The 17,114-nt window shown below is 71.7% G+C and carries 13 protein-coding genes; 6 read left to right on the top strand and 7 right to left on the bottom strand.

Annotation, left to right across the window (positions count from 1 at the left end):
- Window positions 1-137: 137 nt before the first annotated feature.
- Both AB0E24_RS24765 and hemE read right to left on the bottom strand, forming a co-directional pair.
- Window positions 138-1,670, bottom strand: coding sequence for a hypothetical protein (locus AB0E24_RS24765; RefSeq protein WP_359379963.1), 1,533 nt, complete (start codon window positions 1,668-1,670; stop codon window positions 138-140).
- A 43-nt stretch (window positions 1,671-1,713) separates the two neighbouring features.
- Window positions 1,714-2,820: a uroporphyrinogen decarboxylase gene (hemE, locus tag AB0E24_RS24760; protein ID WP_069867183.1), complete on the bottom strand. Its 1,107-nt coding sequence runs from the start codon at window positions 2,818-2,820 to the stop codon at window positions 1,714-1,716.
- 91 nt (window positions 2,821-2,911) lie between these two features.
- Here hemE and AB0E24_RS24755 point away from each other — a divergent pair, with 91 nt between their 5' ends.
- The 5 genes from AB0E24_RS24755 (at window position 2,912) to AB0E24_RS24735 (ending at window position 9,418) form a co-directional block, all read left to right on the top strand.
- Window positions 2,912-3,643, top strand: a complete 732-nt coding sequence (locus tag AB0E24_RS24755) for a DUF3000 domain-containing protein (protein WP_069867184.1) — start codon at window positions 2,912-2,914, stop codon at window positions 3,641-3,643.
- Between the two features lie 211 nt (window positions 3,644-3,854).
- Window positions 3,855-4,514, top strand: a complete 660-nt coding sequence (locus tag AB0E24_RS24750) for a response regulator transcription factor (RefSeq protein ID WP_014175686.1) — start codon at window positions 3,855-3,857, stop codon at window positions 4,512-4,514.
- 113 nt (window positions 4,515-4,627) lie between these two features.
- Window positions 4,628-5,905 (top strand): ribonuclease D, encoded by a 1,278-nt coding sequence (locus tag AB0E24_RS24745; protein WP_359379958.1) that lies wholly within the window; start codon window positions 4,628-4,630, stop codon window positions 5,903-5,905.
- Between the two features lie 169 nt (window positions 5,906-6,074).
- Entirely contained in the window at window positions 6,075-7,292 is a 1,218-nt protein-coding gene (locus tag AB0E24_RS24740; protein ID WP_069867186.1) for a thiolase family protein, read from the top strand.
- The gene (locus AB0E24_RS24735; RefSeq protein WP_359379955.1) at window positions 7,289-9,418 is read left to right on the top strand and encodes a 3-hydroxyacyl-CoA dehydrogenase NAD-binding domain-containing protein; all 2,130 of its coding nucleotides are present in this window, start codon (window positions 7,289-7,291) and stop codon (window positions 9,416-9,418) included. The genes AB0E24_RS24740 and AB0E24_RS24735 overlap by 4 nt, the downstream gene beginning before the upstream one ends.
- 105 nt (window positions 9,419-9,523) lie before the next feature.
- Here AB0E24_RS24735 and AB0E24_RS24730 read toward each other — a convergent pair whose 3' ends face one another.
- Window positions 9,524-10,570 carry a PLL family lectin gene (locus tag AB0E24_RS24730; RefSeq protein WP_069867188.1) on the bottom strand — a complete coding sequence of 349 codons (1,047 nt, stop codon included), beginning with the start codon at window positions 10,568-10,570 and terminating at the stop codon, window positions 9,524-9,526.
- A gap of 70 nt (window positions 10,571-10,640) precedes the next feature.
- Between AB0E24_RS24730 and AB0E24_RS24725 the strand changes: the two genes are divergently transcribed.
- Entirely contained in the window at window positions 10,641-11,048 is a 408-nt protein-coding gene (locus AB0E24_RS24725; protein WP_069867189.1) for an NTP pyrophosphohydrolase, read from the top strand.
- A gap of 54 nt (window positions 11,049-11,102) precedes the next feature.
- Here AB0E24_RS24725 and AB0E24_RS24720 read toward each other — a convergent pair whose 3' ends face one another.
- From AB0E24_RS24720 to AB0E24_RS24705, 4 genes are all read right to left on the bottom strand, one after another.
- Window positions 11,103-12,575, bottom strand: coding sequence for an amino acid permease (locus tag AB0E24_RS24720; protein WP_069867241.1), 1,473 nt, complete (start codon window positions 12,573-12,575; stop codon window positions 11,103-11,105).
- Window positions 12,576-12,826: 251 nt separating this feature from the next.
- Window positions 12,827-14,785 carry a 1-deoxy-D-xylulose-5-phosphate synthase gene (dxs, locus tag AB0E24_RS24715; protein WP_069867190.1) on the bottom strand — a complete coding sequence of 653 codons (1,959 nt, stop codon included), beginning with the start codon at window positions 14,783-14,785 and terminating at the stop codon, window positions 12,827-12,829.
- Window positions 14,786-14,979: 194 nt separating this feature from the next.
- The gene (locus AB0E24_RS24710; protein WP_069867191.1) at window positions 14,980-16,296 is read right to left on the bottom strand and encodes a sugar ABC transporter permease; all 1,317 of its coding nucleotides are present in this window, start codon (window positions 16,294-16,296) and stop codon (window positions 14,980-14,982) included.
- Window positions 16,293-17,081 carry an ATP-binding cassette domain-containing protein gene (locus AB0E24_RS24705; RefSeq protein WP_069867192.1) on the bottom strand — a complete coding sequence of 263 codons (789 nt, stop codon included), beginning with the start codon at window positions 17,079-17,081 and terminating at the stop codon, window positions 16,293-16,295. The genes AB0E24_RS24710 and AB0E24_RS24705 overlap by 4 nt, the downstream gene beginning before the upstream one ends.
- Window positions 17,082-17,114: the final 33 nt, after the last annotated feature.

The raw sequence follows: 17,114 nt of genomic DNA, 5'->3' as shown, positions 1-17,114 counted from the left end.
GGACCCCGCTCCTCAAGCGCCGGAGGGGCTGATTTCAGCCCATCCGGGGTCCAGGGGGCGGAGCCCCATGGTTCGGGAAGGGGCGGGTAGGGGAACAGCCCGCCGCAGGCGCCAAGCCCCGTCGCCCACGCCGCCGGTCAGCGCGCGCCGTCGATGATCCGCAGCGCCTCCCGGACCCGCCCGGCCACATGGCGGGGGCAGCTCCACGCCTCCGGGTCGAAGGGCGGCTCGGGGGTGTCGTACTCCCCGGGCGCGTACAGATGGTTGAGATGGGCGCCGTAAGGGTCCTCGTGGAGGCCGAAGTGACGGCGGCCGGCCAGCTCGGCCAGCATCTCCCAGGGGTGCGCGTCATGGGGGCAGGGCCCGGCCGCCGGACCGGTCCGCACCGCGCCGAGGATCGCCCGCAGATCCCGGTGGACGGCCTCGGGCGGAGCCTCCTCGGCGGAGGTCACCGACCAGCAGGCGACCAGCAGCAGCACCAGCCGCTCGCGCGGATCGGCCGGGCCCGCCGCGAACCGCCGCGCGGCCCACAGCCCGGCGTCCTGTGCGGCCTGCCCGTCCCGGCAGCGGAAGCGCAGGGCGTGGGTGAGCCGTTCGACGTCGAGCCGCCCGTCGGGGCGTACGAGCGTCTCGTCCAGGTGGGCGGTGTCCCGGAGGCCGAAGAGCCGTTCCCGGCCGGTGCGCAGATGGTCCAGCGCCTCGCGGGCGATCACGGCGAGAAAGGCCGGGCACAGCCACGCCTCCAGCGGCGCCGTCTCCAGCTCCTCCCTGTGCCATTGGCGGTAGACGCCCCGGCCGCCGGGACTGAGCAGATGGATGCCCACGGTGGCCTGCTCCGCGGTGTCCCGGCCGACCTCGGGGTGGTCGCCCTCGCCGTGCCCGCAGGACGCGTCGCCGAGACCGGGCAGCACCGCCTCCAGGGCGTCCACCATGGTGTCCAGGACCCGCCGGTCGCGGATCCGGCCGCTGGCGGCGTACCAGCAGGCGGCGTGCAGGACGACCACGAGCCCGGCGCGGTGATAGCCCAGCGGGTTGGCGACCAGGTTCCTGGCGTAGGCCGACAGCTCCTGACCGGGGTCGACGGCCGCGCTCGGGTAGTCCCAGACGATGGAGCGCAGATCCTCGGCGCGGCGCGCGTCGCGGACCGGGAGCCGGGGCGGGATACCGCCCACGCTGCCGGGGGCGATGATGTCCACGGCGACCCGCGCGTACCCGGCGATGTCGCGCGGGCACAGCCACTGCCCCTTGGTGGCGTCGTCCTCCCAGTCGGGGTCCTCGTCCTCGGTCAACCCATTGGTGAGCAGCGGCAGATCGTCCACGAAGTGGTCGATCCGGTCGTCCAGATCGCTCTCGTACGGATGCGTCCGGTGGGCGCAGGGCGCCTCGCGCAGCCGCCGGTCGGTGGTGTGGAGGGCCTCCAGGGCCGCCGCCGCGACGTCCTTACGGGAGAACCGGCCGATATGCGCGGCCATCATGACCAGCCCGAGCGTCCACGCGTACGCCCCCTCGCCCGCGGGATCGGCCGCCAGCCGCCGGGCGCAGTCCAGGACGGCCCGGTCCGAGTCGCCGCCATAGGTCTCGTGGAGGATGCCGTCCCAGTCGTCGACGAAGTGGACACACTCCGGCGACTCCGGCGAATCTGACAGCGCGGTGGCGGGCATGTCGGTCATGCCCCTCACGACGCCACGGGAGATACGCGGGTTCCCCCTTGGTTCAGACCTTCACAGAAGGTGCGCGCGATGCGCTCCTGGTGTGCACATACTCCACGAGGCGGGTGAGCGCGTCCGGGTCGGTGCTGGGCAGCACGCCATGGCCGAGGTTGAAGATATGCCCCTCCAGCCCCCGGGCCGCCTCCAGCACCTCGTCCGCCTTGGCCTCGACGGCCGCGCGCGGCGCGAAGAGCACGGCGGGGTCGAGATTGCCCTGGAGCGCCTTGCCGGGACCGACGCGCCGGGCGGCCTCGTCCATCGGCACCCGCCAGTCGACGCCGACGACATCCGCGCCCGCCTCGCCGAGCAGTCCGAGCAACTCACCGGTGCCCACGCCGAAGTGAATGCGCGGCACACCGTATCCGGCGACGGCGTCGAAGACCTTCCGGGAGGCGGGCAGCACGCTGCGGCGGTAGTCGGCGGGGGCCAGGGCGCCCACCCAGGAGTCGAAGAGCTGCACGGCCGAGGCGCCCGCCTCGATCTGGACCTTGAGGAAGGCCGAGGTGATGTCGGCGAGCCGGTCGAGCAGCGCGGCCCAGAGCGCCGGGTCGCCGTACATGAGCGCCTTGGTGTGCTCGTGGTTGCGCGACGGACCGCCCTCGACCAGATAGCTGGCGAGCGTGAAGGGCGCGCCCGCGAAGCCGATCAGCGGGGTCGCGCCGAGCTCGCCGACCAGCGTCCCGACGGCCTCGGTGACATACTTCACATCGTCCGGATCGAGCGGACGCAGCCGCTCCAGATCGGCGCGGGTGCGGATCGGCCGCTCGACGACGGGCCCGACCCCGGGCTTGATGTCGAGGTCGATACCGATGGCCTTGAGCGGTACGACGATGTCGCTGAAGTAGATGGCCGCGTCCACCCGGTGGCGGCGCACCGGCTGGAGCGTGATCTCGGTGACCAGGTCGGGCCGCATACAGGACTCGAGCATCGCGGTGCCCTCGCGCAGCTTGCGGTACTCCGGGAGCGAGCGCCCCGCCTGCCGCATGAACCACACGGGCGTGTGGGGCACCGGCTCCCGGCGGCAGGCCCGCAGAAAAGCCGAATCGGCTGTGGCACCGGCCGTGGGGCGGCCGGTCTGCTGCTGGCCCGAGGGCCGCTCACTGGCGCTCATGCCCCAAATCTTCGCACGGGCCGAACGAGTGACCCGCCAACCCGGGTGTTCCTCCCCGGTTAGGGCCCTCACTGCGCCTAGTCTTCCGGGCATGGCAGCGGTTCAAGGACACCTCTCGAACGGTGCTGACGGCCCTGACGGCACGGACGCGGGCGGCGATGACACGCCTCCCGCCTTCCGGCATGCCGTCACCGCGCTGCGCGGTGTGCGGGTACGGCCCGAGGTGGAGCTCGATCCGACCCCACCCCCGCGTCGGCTCGCACCCTACTCGTACGCGCTGGAGGCGGTGGTCACCGGCGCGTCCGGCGATGACGAGGAGCTGGCCGAGGGGCGGCTGATCCTGCTGCACGACCCGGCCGGGCACGACGCCTGGCGCGGCACCTTCCGCCTGGTCACGCTGGTCCACGCGGACCTGGAGCCGGAGATCGCGGCGGATCCGCTGCTGCCGGAGGTGTGCTGGTCCTGGCTCACCGGCGCGCTGGAGGCACGCGGTCTGCCCTACGGGGAGCCCAGCGGCACGGTCACCCGGGCGAGCTCGCACTACTTCGGCGCGATGGGCGAACGGGAGCCGTCGACCAAGATCGAGATCCGCGCCTCCTGGACCCCGTCCGAGCACCCGCCCCCCGAACCGGCCCGCTCCGGCCCCCGGCGCCCGGAGCCGGCGGGTGAGGGCGCGGCCGAGCGGCTGGGCGTACCGGACACCGCGGGGCATCTGGCCGCCTGGTGCGACCTCCTGTGCCAGATCGCTGGGCTGCCTCCGGCGGGGGCCACGGAGGCGGGGGTCGTCTCGCTCCCGCAGCGGAGGGGACCTCAGGCGCGCTGAGCTCCGCGATATTCGGGATGTTCAGGGTGTTCGGGATGTCCAGAACAGGACGCTGAGCCTCTGAATGTCCTGAAAAAGATCAGTCACGATCGATCAGTCGTCCTAATTGCCCGAATTGTTACTCACCAAATCGTGATCTTTCTCTAAAGCCGGGCCCTATCGGTGCCGAAGGACGTTGTGACCCGTCCCACCACTTACCCAGGAGGACCTGGTGTCTGTTCTCCTCGAGCAACCGTCCAGCCTGGTCGCCTACCGCCCCAACAAGCCGACGGCCATGGTCGTCGTCGCCGACCCCCGCGTACGTTCCACCGTCACCCGCCACCTCTGGGCCCTCGGGGTGCGCGACGTCATCGAGGCGTCGTCCATCGCGGAGGCCCGTCCCCGCATTGGCAATCCACGCGACATCTGCGTCGCCGATGTCCACCTTCCCGACGGCTCCGGCCTCACGCTGCTGTCCGAAACCCGCGCCGCGGGCTGGCCCAACGGGCTGGCCCTGTCCGCCGCCGATGACATCGGCGCGGTACGGAACGCACTGGCCGGGGGCGTCAAGGGCTATGTCGTCACCGGCACCCGCACCAACCTCGGCATCCCGGGCCGCCCCGGCGCCGCCCCGCTCGGCGCCGCCGCCCGGATGCACCGCCGCCCGCCGGGCGCCCCCGGCCACCCGGGCGGCTACCGGGAGCTGTCGGGCCGCGAGGTCGAGGTGCTGAGGCTGGTTGCGGAGGGCCAGTCCAACAAGGCCATCGGCGTCTCGATGGGCCTGTCCGCGCTCACCGTCAAGAGTCACCTCGCCCGGATCGCCCGCAAGCTGGGCACCGGGGACCGGGCCGGAATGGTCGCGGTCGCGCTGCGCACCGGAATCATCCACTGAGCCGTACCACCCGCCCGGCCGCCATGCGGCTCTCCATCACCCCCGCGCCCGTCGACGGAACGTTCCGTCGACGGGCGCCCTGCGTACTCTCCGCACACAGCTACCCTTGACAGGTGACCGACGCCCAAGAGACCGCAGCAGAGACGACACTGCGAACCACCGGGGGCGCTCCTCCGGACGACCTCCCCCCGGCGCCGGTCCCCTTGCTGGAGCCGCGTGAGGGCATCCCGCCCGTCACCGCGGACGCGGACGCCCTCGCCGAGGTCATCGCGACCTTCGCCGCGGGCCACGGCCCGGTGGCCGTCGATGCCGAGCGCGCCTCCGGCTACCGCTACGGACAGCGGGCCTATCTGGTCCAGCTGCGCCGGGCCGGAGCGGGGACCGCACTGATCGACCCCGTCGGCTGCCCCGACCTGTCCGGTCTGGGCGCCGTGATCGCCGACGCCGAATGGGTGCTGCACGCCGCGACCCAGGATCTGCCCTGTCTGCGGGACATAGGCATGGTCCCGGCCCGGATCTTCGACACCGAACTCGCGGGCCGGCTGGCCGGATTCGCCCGGGTGGGGCTGGGCGCCATGGTCGAGAACATCCTCGGATACGCCCTGGAGAAGGGCCACTCCGCGGTCGACTGGTCCACCCGCCCGCTGCCCGAGCCCTGGCTGCACTACGCCGCGCTCGATGTCGAGCTGCTGGTGGATCTGCGCGACGCGCTGGAGGAGGAGCTGACGCGGCAGGGCAAGCTGGACTGGGCGCACCAGGAGTTCGCGGCCATCGCCGCGGCCCCGCCCGCCCCGCCGCGCAAGGATCCCTGGCGGCGTACGTCGGGGATGCACAAGGTGCGTCGGCGCCGGCAGATGGCCGTGGTGCGCGAGCTGTGGACGGCGCGGGACCGGATCGCCCAGCGCCGCGATGTCTCACCGGGCAAGGTGCTGGGCGACGCGGCCATCGTCGAGGCCGCGCTGGCCCTGCCGGCCAACGTGCGGGCGCTGGCCGCGCTGAGCGGTTTCGGCCACCGGATGAACCGGCGCCAGCTGGAGCAGTGGCAGGCCGCGGTGGACCGGGCGCGGGCCCTGCCGGAGGCCGACCTTCCGCAGCCGGGCCAGCCGGTGACCGGTCCGCCCCCGCCGCGGGCGTGGGCCGACAAGGACCCGGCCGCGGCGGCGCGGCTCTCCGCGGCGCGTGCGGCCGTCACCCAACTGGCCGAACAGCTGAATCTTCCACAGGAGAACCTGATCGCCCCGGACACCGTCCGGCGGCTGTGCTGGGAGCCGCCCGCCGAGCCGACGACGGATGCGATCGCCTCCGTTCTCGCAGGTCACGGCGCCCGCTCCTGGCAGATCGACCAGGTGACCCCGGTGCTGACGGCCGCCTTGCTGACGCCGCCCGCCTGATGTGACGCGCGTGGACCGGCGGCGGGCGCCGCCGGTCCACGGCTGTGACGTTCAACCCTCCGGCGGTGAGGACTGGGCAGCTTGGTTACTCATAAGTAGCATGAGGGTGTGACGGCGCGCCCCGGGCGTGCCCGCAGCAGTGCCATCCCGCACCTGGAGGAGAGCCAACGTGCCTCGTACCGCTAGGGACGTCGTCTTCGTCGACGGCGTCCGGACCCCATTCGGCAAGGCGGGCCCGAAGGGCATCTACCACGAGACCCGCGCCGACGACCTGGTCGTCAAGTGCATCCGGGAGCTGCTGCGCCGCAACCCGGATCTGCCGCCGGAGCGCATCGACGAGGTGGCCATCGCCGCGACGACGCAGATCGGCGACCAGGGCCTGACCATCGGCCGCACCGCGGGCATCCTGGCCGGGCTGCCCCAGTCGGTCCCCGGCTACGCCATCGACCGGATGTGCGCCGGTGCCATGACGGCCGTGACCACCACCGCGGGATCCATCGCCTTCGGTGCCTACGACGCCGTCGTCGCGGGCGGTGTCGAGCACATGGGCCGCCACCCCATGGGCGAGTCCGTCGACCCCAACCCCCGCTTCGTCTCGGAGAAGCTGGTCGATGAGTCGGCCCTGTTCATGGGCATGACGGCGGAGAACCTCCACGACCGGCTGCCGCATATCTCCAAGCAGCGCGCCGACGAGTTCGCGCTGCGCAGCCAGGAGAAGGCCGCCAAGGCGTACGCCAACGGAAAGATCCAGCAGGACCTGGTGCCGATCTCGGTGCGCCGCACCTCCCCCGAGGGCGGGGAGCTGGGCTGGGGCCTGGCCACGGCCGACGAGCCGATGCGCCCGGGCACCACGCTGGAGGGCCTGGCCTCGCTGAAGACCCCGTTCCGCCCGCACGGCCGGGTCACGGCCGGTAACTCCGCGGGGCTCAACGACGGCGCCACCGCCTCGCTGATCGCCTCCGAGGACTTCGCCCGGGAGCTGGGCCTGCCGGTGCGGATGCGCCTGGTCTCCTTCGCCTTCGCGGGCGTCGAGCCCGAGGTGATGGGTTACGGCCCGGTTCCGGCCACCAAGAAGGCCCTCGCCAAGGCCGGTCTGTCGATCGAGGACATCGGCCTGTTCGAGATCAACGAGGCGTTCGCCGTCCAGGTCCTGTCGTTCCTGGACCACTACGGCATCGCGGACGACGATGAGCGCGTCAACCAGTACGGCGGCGCGATCGCCTTCGGCCATCCGCTGGCCTCCTCCGGTGTCCGCCTGATGACGCAGCTGGCACGGCAGTTCGAGGAGCGCCCCGAGGTCCGCTACGGCATCACCACGATGTGCATCGGCTTCGGCATGGGTGGCACCGTGATCTGGGAGAACCCGCACTTCGAGGGGAACAAGTGACCAACACAGCAGAGCTTCTCAAGGGGGCGGCAGAGCTGTTCCCGGGCGAGGTCGTGACGCAGGCGCACGTCCGCCACCTCGATCTCCCCCAGGGCGCCGGCCGCTTCGCGCTCATCACGCTGGACAACGGCCTGGACCACACCAAGCCCACCACCTTCGGCCCGGCCTCGCTCGCCAATCTCAACACGGCGATCGACCAGGTCGAGAAGGAGGCCGCGGACGGCGAGATCACCGGTGTCGGCATCACCGGCAAGCCGTTCATCTTCGCCGTGGGCGCCGACCTCAAGGGCGTGGAGCTGCTGAAGCGCCATGAGGACGCGCTGGCCATCGGCAAGGGCGGCCATGACGTCTTCAAGCGGCTGTCGGCGCTCGCCGTGCCCACCTTCGCGTACTACAACGGCGCGGCGATGGGCGGCGGTGTGGAGGTCGGGCTGCACTGCACCTACCGCACCGTCTCCTCGGCGCTGCCCGCCTTCTCGCTGCCCGAGGTCTTCCTCGGCCTGGTCCCCGGCTGGGGCGGCTGCACCCTGCTGCCGAACCTGATCGGCGCCGACCGCGCGGTCTCGGTCATCATCGAGAACTCGCTCAACCAGAACAAGCAGCTCAAGGGCGAGCAGGTCTATGAGCTCGGGATCGCGGACGCGATCTTCGAGGGCGCGGACTTCCTGGAGCAGTCGCTGATCTGGACCGCCTCCGTCCTCAAGGGCGAGCTCGAGGTCGTTCGGCCCGAGATCGACCGCGGCGACGCCTGGCACGAGGCCGTGGTGCGCGGCCGCGCCATCGCCGACGGCAAGGTGCACGGGGCGGCCCCCGCCGCCTACCGCGCGCTGGAGATCATCGACGCCGCGCGCAACGGCGACCTCGCCCGGGGCTACGAGGCCGAGGAGAAGGCGCTCGCCGACCTGATCATGGGCAGTGAGCTGCGCAGCGGCATCTACGCCTTCAACCTGGTGCAGAAGCGCGGCAAGCGCCCGGCCGGCGCCCCGGACAAGTCGCTGGCGCGCCCGGTCTCCAAGGTGGGCGTCGTGGGCGCGGGTCTGATGGCCTCGCAGCTGGCGCTGCTGTTCGCCCGGCGTCTGGAGGTGCCGGTCGTGCTGACCGACATCGACCAGGAGCGCGTCGACAAGGGCGTGGGCTATGTCCACGGCGAGATCGACAAGCTGCTGCTCAAGGGCCGGATCAACCAGGACAAGGCCAATCGCCTCAAGGCCGCGGTGACCGGTTCGCTGGACAAGGCTGCCGCCTTCTCCGACGCCGACTTCGTCATCGAGGCCGTCTTCGAGGAGATGGGCGTCAAGCAGAAGGTGTTCGCCGAGGTCGAGGCGGTCGTGCCGGAGCACGCCATCCTCGCCACCAACACCTCCTCGCTGTCGGTCTCCGAGATGGCGTCCCAGCTCAAGCACCCCGAGCGGGTCGTGGGCTTCCACTTCTTCAACCCTGTCGCGATCCTGCCGCTGCTGGAGATCGTCCGCGGTGAGAAGACCGATGACCCGGCGCTGGCCACGGCCTTCGGGGTGGCCAAGAAGCTGAAGAAGACCGCCGTTCTGGTCAAGGACGCCCCGGCGTTCGTGGTCAACCGGATCCTGACCCGCTTCATGGGCGAGATCCAGAACGTCATCGACGAGGGCACCCCGGTCGACGTCGCCGAGCGCGCCGTCGAGCCGCTGGGCCTGCCGATGTCCCCGCTGGTGCTGCTGGAGCTGGTCGGCCCGGCGATCGGCCTGCATGTCTCGGAGACGCTGCACGGCGCCTTCCCGGACCGCTTCACGGTCTCGGAGAACCTCAGGCGCGTGGTCGAGGCGGGCAAGCGCGGCTTCTACGTGCATGACTCCGGTAAGCCGGAGCTGGACCCGGAAGTCACCGCGCTGCTCCAGCAGGGCGACACCGTCCTCTCCGAGGAGCAGGTGCGCGCCCGGGTGCTGGACGCCGTCGCGCAGGAGCTCGGCCTGATGCTCGAGGAGGGCGTCGTCGCCGAGGCGCAGGACATCGACCTGTGCCTGATCACCGGTGCGGGCTGGCCCTTCCACCTGGGCGGCCTCACGCCGTACCTGGACCGCGAGGGCGTCGCGGAGCGGGTGAACGGCAAGACGTTCCTGGCCCCGGGCGTGGCGAGCGTCCCGGCGTAGCCGGACGGCGTACGGCGCGGGCGCCGGGCGGGCCGAGGGGTCCCGTCCGGCGCCCGCGCCGTCCCCGGCCGCTCAGCCGGGCCCTCAGCCCGCCTGTCGCGCCGCTCAGCCGCCTCCCACACGGGTCCAGGCATGGAGTGCCAGCCCGCGCTCGTCGGTCTTCTGACGGGCCACCAGGAGCTTTCCGTCCAGGCTCAGCGCGGCCAGCACCACCCCGCCCTGGTCGTCGAGCGCCAGCGCCGGGGTATGGGCGCCCTGTTCGCCGGTGGGGGTCCACCACACCCCCGCCGCCTCGTCCTCGCTGGGGTGGGCGGCGACCGCCAGCCGCCCGGCCTCGGTGTCCTGGTGGGCCAGAACGGTGCAGTCATGGCCGTCCACCACGGCGCGCACCGCGGCGACCGGGCCGGTGCCCGCCGCCCCGCCCAGCGGCGCGGGGGCCGGGACGTCCGGCCGCCAGGCCAGCAGCTCACCGCTGCGGGCGTCGCGCCAGTAGTGGGTGAGGGTGCCGGGGCTGGTCTCCACCACGGACGCCGAATCCGGCCGGGCGTCGGCGGGGACGTCCTCGCCACGCTTCGGGGCGGCGCCGGGCTTGGGCTGGAACCAGCGCAGCGCGGCGCCCTTCCCTGCCGGTGCGAGCAGTTCGAGACGGCCGTCGGCGGTCGAGGCCGCCGACAGCCCGCCCAGCACCCGCTCGCCCTTCCAGTCGGTCCAGCGCTCCCAGGTGCCCTTGGGGTCCTGCCGCCGCGCGCTCACCCCGCCCCCGGCGTTGCGAACGAAGACGCGGAGGGCGCCGGAGGCGTCCAGCGCCGCGGCCGGGGGACCGGTGCGCTGCGCCTTGGCGCGGTCCTTGGGGTGCGGGGTGCCCAGGGAGTGCCACGCCGTCAGCGGGCGGCCCGTCTGGAACTGGGTGGCATGAACGAGGTCGACCTTCGGCCCGTCCTTGCCCTCCGTGCGCCGCAGCCCCACCAGATGGGCGTAGCCGTCCGGCCCTTGAGCGATCGTCACCTGGGACAGCCCGGGGGTCCGGATCAGCCATGGGCCGGTCCATGAAGACCCGCCGGGGCGGTCCTCGGTCCAGCGGGCGAGACCGCCCGACACCGGTACGTAGGCCGTGAGCCTGCCGTCCTTGCCGCGGAGCAACCGCAACGCCATGGCCCGCCGCCAACCCTTCCCCGAGCCGTTCCATCCGATCGAACGACGTCCATAGTAATTTGCCTGGACTATGGATGGGGTTGTGGTCGTGGATGCCGCCAATGTGGTCGGCTCGGTGCCCGACGGCTGGTGGCGCGACCGGCGCGGGGCCGCCGAGCGGCTCCGCGACCGGCTGGCCTCGCTCGCCGGGACCGGGCTCCCCGACCGGCCGGGCGTGCCCGGCTGGGCCACCCGCCCTCCGGTGGACATCGTGATGGTGGTCGAGGGCGCGGCGCGGGGCGTCGAACCGGTGGCGGGCGTACGGGTGGAGAACGCGCCGGGCAGCGGCGACGACCACATCGTGGCGGTGGTGGCGGCGGCCCGTGGCGAGGGGCGTCCCTGCCTGGTGGTGACGGCGGACCAGGGGCTGCGGGCGCGGGTATCCGCGCTGGACGCGGAGGTGACGGGCCCCCGGACAATCCGCCCGGAGGGGTCGTAGCACCCCACCCGGAGGGGTCGTAGCACCCCAGCCCCCGGAGGGGGCATAGCGCCCCTACTCCCCGCGCGTCCCCGCCTCGGTCACCCGGCTGTGGCGGCGCCCGTAGAGGAAGTAGACGATGAAGCCGATGGCCATCCACACCGCGAACCGCAGCCAGGTCTCGGCGGGCAGATTGAGCATCAGCCACAGCGACGCGACCACCGACACGACCGGCAGCACCGGCACCCAGGGCGTGCGGAAGGCGCGGGGCAGATCGGGCCGGGTGCGACGGAGGATCAGCACGCCGAGGGCGACCACGACAAAGGCGAAGAGCGTGCCGATGTTCACCAGGGCCGCCAGCTGGGAGATGCTGGTGAACCCGGAGACGATGGCGATGATCACGCCGAGCAGGATCGTCGAGCGGTACGGCGTGCGGAAGCGCGGATGCACCCCGGAGAAGACCCTGGGCAGCAGCCCGTCCCGGCTCATCGCGAAGAACACCCGGCTCTGGCCGAGCAGCAGGATCATGCACACCGTGGTGAGCCCGACCGCGGCGCCGAAGCTGATGACGCCCGCGTAGAAGGGGTGTCCGGTGGCCTTGAAGGCGTCGGCGAGCGGGGCGTCCACGCTCAGCTCGGTGTACTTCTGCATCCCGGTGACCACCACGGACACGCCGACGTAGAGCACGGTGCAGATGAAGAGCGAGCCGAGGATGCCCCGGGGCACGTCCCGCTGGGGGTTCCTGGTCTCCTCCGCCGCGGTGGCCACGATGTCGAAGCCGATGAAGGCGAAGAAGACCACGGCGGCGGCGGTGAAGATGCCCTCGACGCCGAAGGTGGTCGGCTGGTAGCCGGACATCAGCTGGATCAGCGGCGCGGTGAGTCCGGAACCCGAGATCGAGCCCTTGGCCTCGGGGATGAAGGGGCGGTAGTTGGCCGGGTCGACGAAGAAGGAGCCCGCGATGATGACCAGCAGCACCACGGCCACCTTCACCGCGACCACCACCGAGGTGACGCGCGCCGACAGCTTCATCCCGAGGACCAGGATCGCGGTGAGCACCAGCACCAGCGCGGCGGAGAGCACATCGAAGGAGAAGCCGTGCGCCACATCGGGGCCGGACAGCGCGGCGGGCAGCTCCACACCGGCGTTGGCCAGCAGCGCGCGGATGTAGCCCGACCAGCCGACCGCGACCACGGCCGTGCCGAGCGCGAACTCCAGCACCAGGTCCCAGCCGATGGTCCAGGCGGGCAGTTCGCCCAGCGAGGCGTACGAGAAGGTGTACGCGGATCCGGCCACCGGGACGGTCGAGGCGAACTCGGCGTAGCAGAGGGCGGCCAGGGCGCAGACGATGCCCGCGACGACGAAGGCGAGGGCGGTCGCGGGGCCCGCCTGCTCCTTGGCGACGGCCCCGGTGAGGACGAAGATGCCGGTTCCGATGATCACGCCGACGCCGAAGACCGTGAGGTCCAGGGCGGACAGGGACCGGGTGAGGGCGTGCTCGGGCTCCTCGGTGTCCTTGATGGACTGCTCGATCGACTTCGTCCGCAGATAGGCCGGCCGGCTCTTGCGACCGGAGCCGCCGCCGGAGCGGCCCTCGGGTTCCCGCTCGCTCACCGATGCCACCTCCACGCCTGCCCGTGCGGGTCATGCTTGTGGCTACCGGTCGGCGGCGAGGGGTACACACTCTGGGCCGCCCCCGATTCACCCGATGGGGGCGGCCCGCGCGACACACGCTGGGCCGGTCGGAGCAGGAAGCGCTCCGACCGGCCCGGACGGGATGGGGGCGGTGGCCCGGTGGCTCAGTCGCGCACCGGTTCGGCCGTCGTCGTGCGGGTCACATCGGCGCCCTGGGAGTCCGCGGCCGCGGACTCGTAGCCGCCGCCGATCCTGGAGACCAGCCCGGTGATCTGCCGGGCGATGTCCGGCGCGGTCAGCCCGATCTCCGCCATGACCTCCTTGCGGGAGGCGTGCTCCAGGAAGCGCGGCGGGATGCCGAAGTTGCGCACCGGCATGTCGAAGCCGCCGTCGCGCAGCGCCTGGGCGACGGCCGCGCCGACGCCGCCGACCCGGATGTTGTCCTCGACGACCACCACGACGCGGTGGAGGTCGGCGAGCACGGGCAGTTCCTCGTCCACCGGCTTGACCCAGCGGGGGTCGACCACAGTGGTGGAAATGCCCTGTTTGTCGAGGAGGTCGGCGATCTCCAGGCACATCGGGGCGAGCGCGCCGACCGAGACCAGCAGCACGTCCGGGGCGTTCCCCGCGGCCTCGGAGGGCTCGCGGAGCACATCCATCCCGCCGATCCGGCCCACGGCCGCGACCGCCGGGCCCACCGCGCCCTTGGAGTAACGCACCACGGTCGGCGCGTCCTCCACCGCCACGGCCTCGCGCAGCTGGGCGCGGACCTGGTCGGCGTCGCGCGGGGCGGCGATCCGCAGCCCCGGGACGACCTGGAGGAGCGACATGTCCCACATGCCGTTGTGCGAGGGGCCGTCGGTGCCGGTGATACCGGCGCGGTCCAGGACGAAGGTCACCCCGCACTTGTGCAGCGCCACATCCATCAGCACCTGGTCGAAGGCGCGGTTGAGGAAGGTGGCGTAGACGGCGAAGACCGGGTGCAGACCGCCGGTGGCCAGGCCCGCCGCGGAGACGGCGCCGTGCTGCTCGGCGATGCCCACATCGAAGACCCGGTCCGGGAAGCGCTTGGCGAACTCGGTGAGGCCCACCGGGTGCAGCATCGCGGCGGTGATCGCGACGATGTCCTCGCGCTCCTCGCCCAGCTTGACCATCTCCTCGCCGAAGACCGAGGTCCAGTCGGCGCCGCCCGCGGAGATCGGCAGCCCGGTGTCGGGGTGGATCGGGCCGATGCCGTGGAAGCGGTCGGTCTCGTCCTGCTCGGCCGGGGTGTAGCCGCGGCCCTTCTCGGTGAGGCAGTGCACGATGACCGGGCCGCCGAAACGCTTCGCCCGCTGGAGCGCGGACTCCAGGGCCTCGATGTCATGGCCGTCGATCGGGCCGACGTACTTCAGCCCCAGGTCCTCGAACATGCCCTGCGGGGCGATGAAGTCCTTGAGCCCCTTCTTGGCGCCGTGCAGCGTCTCGTAGAGCGGCCGGCCCACGACCGGGGTGCGCTCCAGGATGTCCTTCCCGCGGGCGAGGAAGCGCTCGTAGCCGTCGGTGGTGCGGAGCGTGGCGAGGTGGTTGGCGAGGCCGCCGATGGTCGGGGAGTACGACCACTCGTTGTCGTTCACCACGATGACCAGCGGGCGGTTCTTGGCGGCGGCGATGTTGTTGAGCGCCTCCCAGGCCATACCGCCGGTCAGCGCGCCGTCGCCGATCACGGCGACCACATGGTCCTGCTTGCCGAGCAGCTCATTGGCCTTGGCGATGCCCTCGGCCCAGCCGAGGACGGCCGAGGCGTGGCTGTTCTCGATGACGTCGTGCTCGGACTCGGCCCGCGAGGGATAACCGGACAAACCACCCTTGCTCTTGAGCTTGGAGAAGTCCTGGCGGCCGGTGAGCAGCTTATGGACGTAGGACTGGTGGCCGGTGTCCAGCAGCACCTTGTCCCGGGGCGAGTCGAAGACCCGGTGCAGGGCGATGGTCAGCTCCACCACACCGAGGTTGGGGCCGAGGTGGCCACCGGTCTTGGAGACGGCGTCGACGAGAAAGGTGCGGATCTCCGCGGCCAGCTGGTCGAGCTCCTCCGCAGTGAGCCGGTCCAGATCGCGCGGTCCCGTGATGCGGGTCAGCAGCACCCGTGCCTCCTTGCTTCGAGCGTCTCCATGGAGCTTGCCGGTCCGCCCGAGTCTAATGTTCCGCCCTCCGGCGCAGACCTCCCCCCATGCAATCTCCGTCACGCGTGTTCTTTTCAGCCACCCGTGTGTTCCCCTCAGACGGCTGCCCGGTGCCTCCGCGGAGGCACCGGGCAGCCGGGCGAAGAGGACCGGGGTCAGCCGCGACCCGCGGTGCGTTGTGTCCTGCGCGACACCGAGTCGATGACGACGGCGGCCAGCAGCACTCCACCGGTGATCATGTACTGGACGGAGTTCGCGACGCCCAGCAGGTTCATCCCGGACGAGATCGAGCCGATGACCAGCATGCCGAGCAGAGCCGACCAGACCGAGCCACGGCCGCCGAAGAGGCTGGTGCCGCCGATGACCGCGGCCGCGATGGCCTCCATCAGCAGGTTGCCGGTGCCGGCCTGCTGGCTGGCGGAGCCGATCCGCGAGGCGATCATGATGCCGCCGGTGGCGGCCATCAGACCGGCCAGCGAGTAGACCGAGATCCGGATGGCGACGACGTTGATACCCGCGCGGCGGGCGGCCTCGACGCTGCCGCCGAGGGCGATCACCTTGCGTCCGTAGGAGGTGCGGCGGACCACGAAGTCGAGGATCACCAGGACCGCCACGAAGATCACCAGGGCGAGCGGCAGACCCTTGTACTGGTTGAGCCGCCAGGCCGCGGTGAAGAGGATCACCGCGAGCACGGCCGTGCGGACCAGGATCTCGCTCAGCGGCCGCGAGGGGATGCCGACCGCCTTACGGCGCCTGCTGTCCAGGAACTGGACGAGGAAGAAGGCCGCCGTCGCCAGCGCGGCCACGCCGTAGGCGGCGATGAGCTGGCTGAAGTAGTGGGCGGTGAGATCGCGCACGAAGCTGTCGTCCGCGATGCTGATGGTGCCGGTGGTGCCGAGCACCTGGAGCATCAGACCGTTCCAGGCCAGCAGACCGGCCAGGGTCACCACGAAGGCCGGAACGCCTATCTTGGCGAAGAAGAAGCCGTGCACCGCGCCGAGGGCCGCGCCACTGGCGAGCGCCGCGATCACCGCGATCCCCTCGGGCACCCCGTGGTTGACGTTGAGCACCGCCAGGGTGGCCGCGGCCAGACCGCTGACCGAGCCGACGGACAGGTCGATCTCACCGAGCAGCAGCACGAAGACGATTCCGACCGAGATCATGCCGGTGCCACCGAGCAGGATGGAGAGGTCGGAGAGGTTCTTGGGCGAGAGGAAGGCGCTGTCCTTCCACTGGAAGACCGCCCAGATGATGGCGATGCCGACGATGACCGGGACCACGCCCAGTTCGCCGCTGCGCATCTTGCGGCCGAACTCCGTCAGATAGCCCTTGAACCCCTCCTGACGGACCAGCAGCCGGGGGTCGACGACGGTGACCGCGTCCTTGGCGACGGGGTTGGCGTCGGCCGGGCCGCCCGCCTTGTTGCCGCCGTTCGACGGGCCGTCGTTGGTCTGGTGGACGTTCGTGGTCACTTCGCGACCTCCCCGCTACGCGCCTTGCGGCGGGTCACGGCGTTGTCCGTGGCGCCGGTGATGGCGGAAATGATGTCTTCCTGAGAGGTGGTCTTCACATCGAAGGTGCCGTTGTTACGGCCCAGCCGCAGCACCGCGACACGGTCCGCGACGGCCTTGACGTCGGCCATGTTGTGGCTGATGAGGATGACGGCGAGGCCGCGGTCGCGGAGCCGCTCCACCAGGTCGAGGACCTGCGCGGTCTGCTCGACGCCGAGGGCGGCGGTCGGCTCGTCCAGGATCACCAGCTTGGGCTCGCCGAGCATCGAACGGGCGATGGCGACGGTCTGCCGCTGGCCACCCGAGAGCGAGGCGATCGGGATCCGCACACTGGGGATGCGGATCGACAGGGTCTGGAGCAACTCACGGGAGCGCCGCTCCATTTCGACCTCGTCGAGCACCCCGGCGCGCAGGATCTCGCGGCCGAGGAAGAGGTTGCCGACGACGTCGATGTTGTCGCAGAGGGCGAGGTCCTGGTAGACGGTCGCGATGCCCAGCTCCTGGGCGTCGTGCGGCCGGGTGACCTGGACGGGCCTGCCCTGCCACTCGATGACGCCTTCGTCGGCGGGGCCGACTCCGGCGATGGACTTGACGAGGGTCGACTTGCCGGCGCCGTTGTCGCCCACCAGGGCGACGACCTCACCGGCGTGGACCTCCAGATCGATGTCGGTGAGCGCCTGGACGGCGCCGAACCGCTTGGAGATCCCGCGCAACGCCAACACGGGTCCGTTCGGCACGATGGCCATCTCCGTTCCGGGCAGGGTGGTCCCTGCTGTGTG

This window comes from Streptomyces malaysiensis subsp. malaysiensis, from assembly GCF_040653035.1.
Lineage (GTDB): Bacteria > Actinomycetota > Actinomycetes > Streptomycetales > Streptomycetaceae > Streptomyces > Streptomyces malaysiensis.
The sequence above is the reverse complement of the archived record's forward strand: the minus strand, read 5'-3'. Positions and strand labels throughout refer to the sequence as shown.

What these genes read in the sequence shown, in the direction of transcription:
- AB0E24_RS24725 (WP_069867189.1), top strand. Translation starts at nt 10,641, where the DNA reads ATGGATGGGGTTGTGGTCGTGGATGCCGCCAATGTGGTCGGCTCGGTG.
- AB0E24_RS24730 (WP_069867188.1), bottom strand. Translation starts at nt 10,570, where the DNA reads ATGGCGTTGCGGTTGCTCCGCGGCAAGGACGGCAGGCTCACGGCCTAC.
- AB0E24_RS24705 (WP_069867192.1), bottom strand. Translation starts at nt 17,081, where the DNA reads ATGGCCATCGTGCCGAACGGACCCGTGTTGGCGTTGCGCGGGATCTCC.
- hemE (WP_069867183.1), bottom strand. Translation starts at nt 2,820, where the DNA reads ATGAGCGCCAGTGAGCGGCCCTCGGGCCAGCAGCAGACCGGCCGCCCC.
- AB0E24_RS24755 (WP_069867184.1), top strand. Translation starts at nt 2,912, where the DNA reads ATGGCAGCGGTTCAAGGACACCTCTCGAACGGTGCTGACGGCCCTGAC.
- AB0E24_RS24765 (WP_359379963.1), bottom strand. Translation starts at nt 1,670, where the DNA reads ATGACCGACATGCCCGCCACCGCGCTGTCAGATTCGCCGGAGTCGCCG.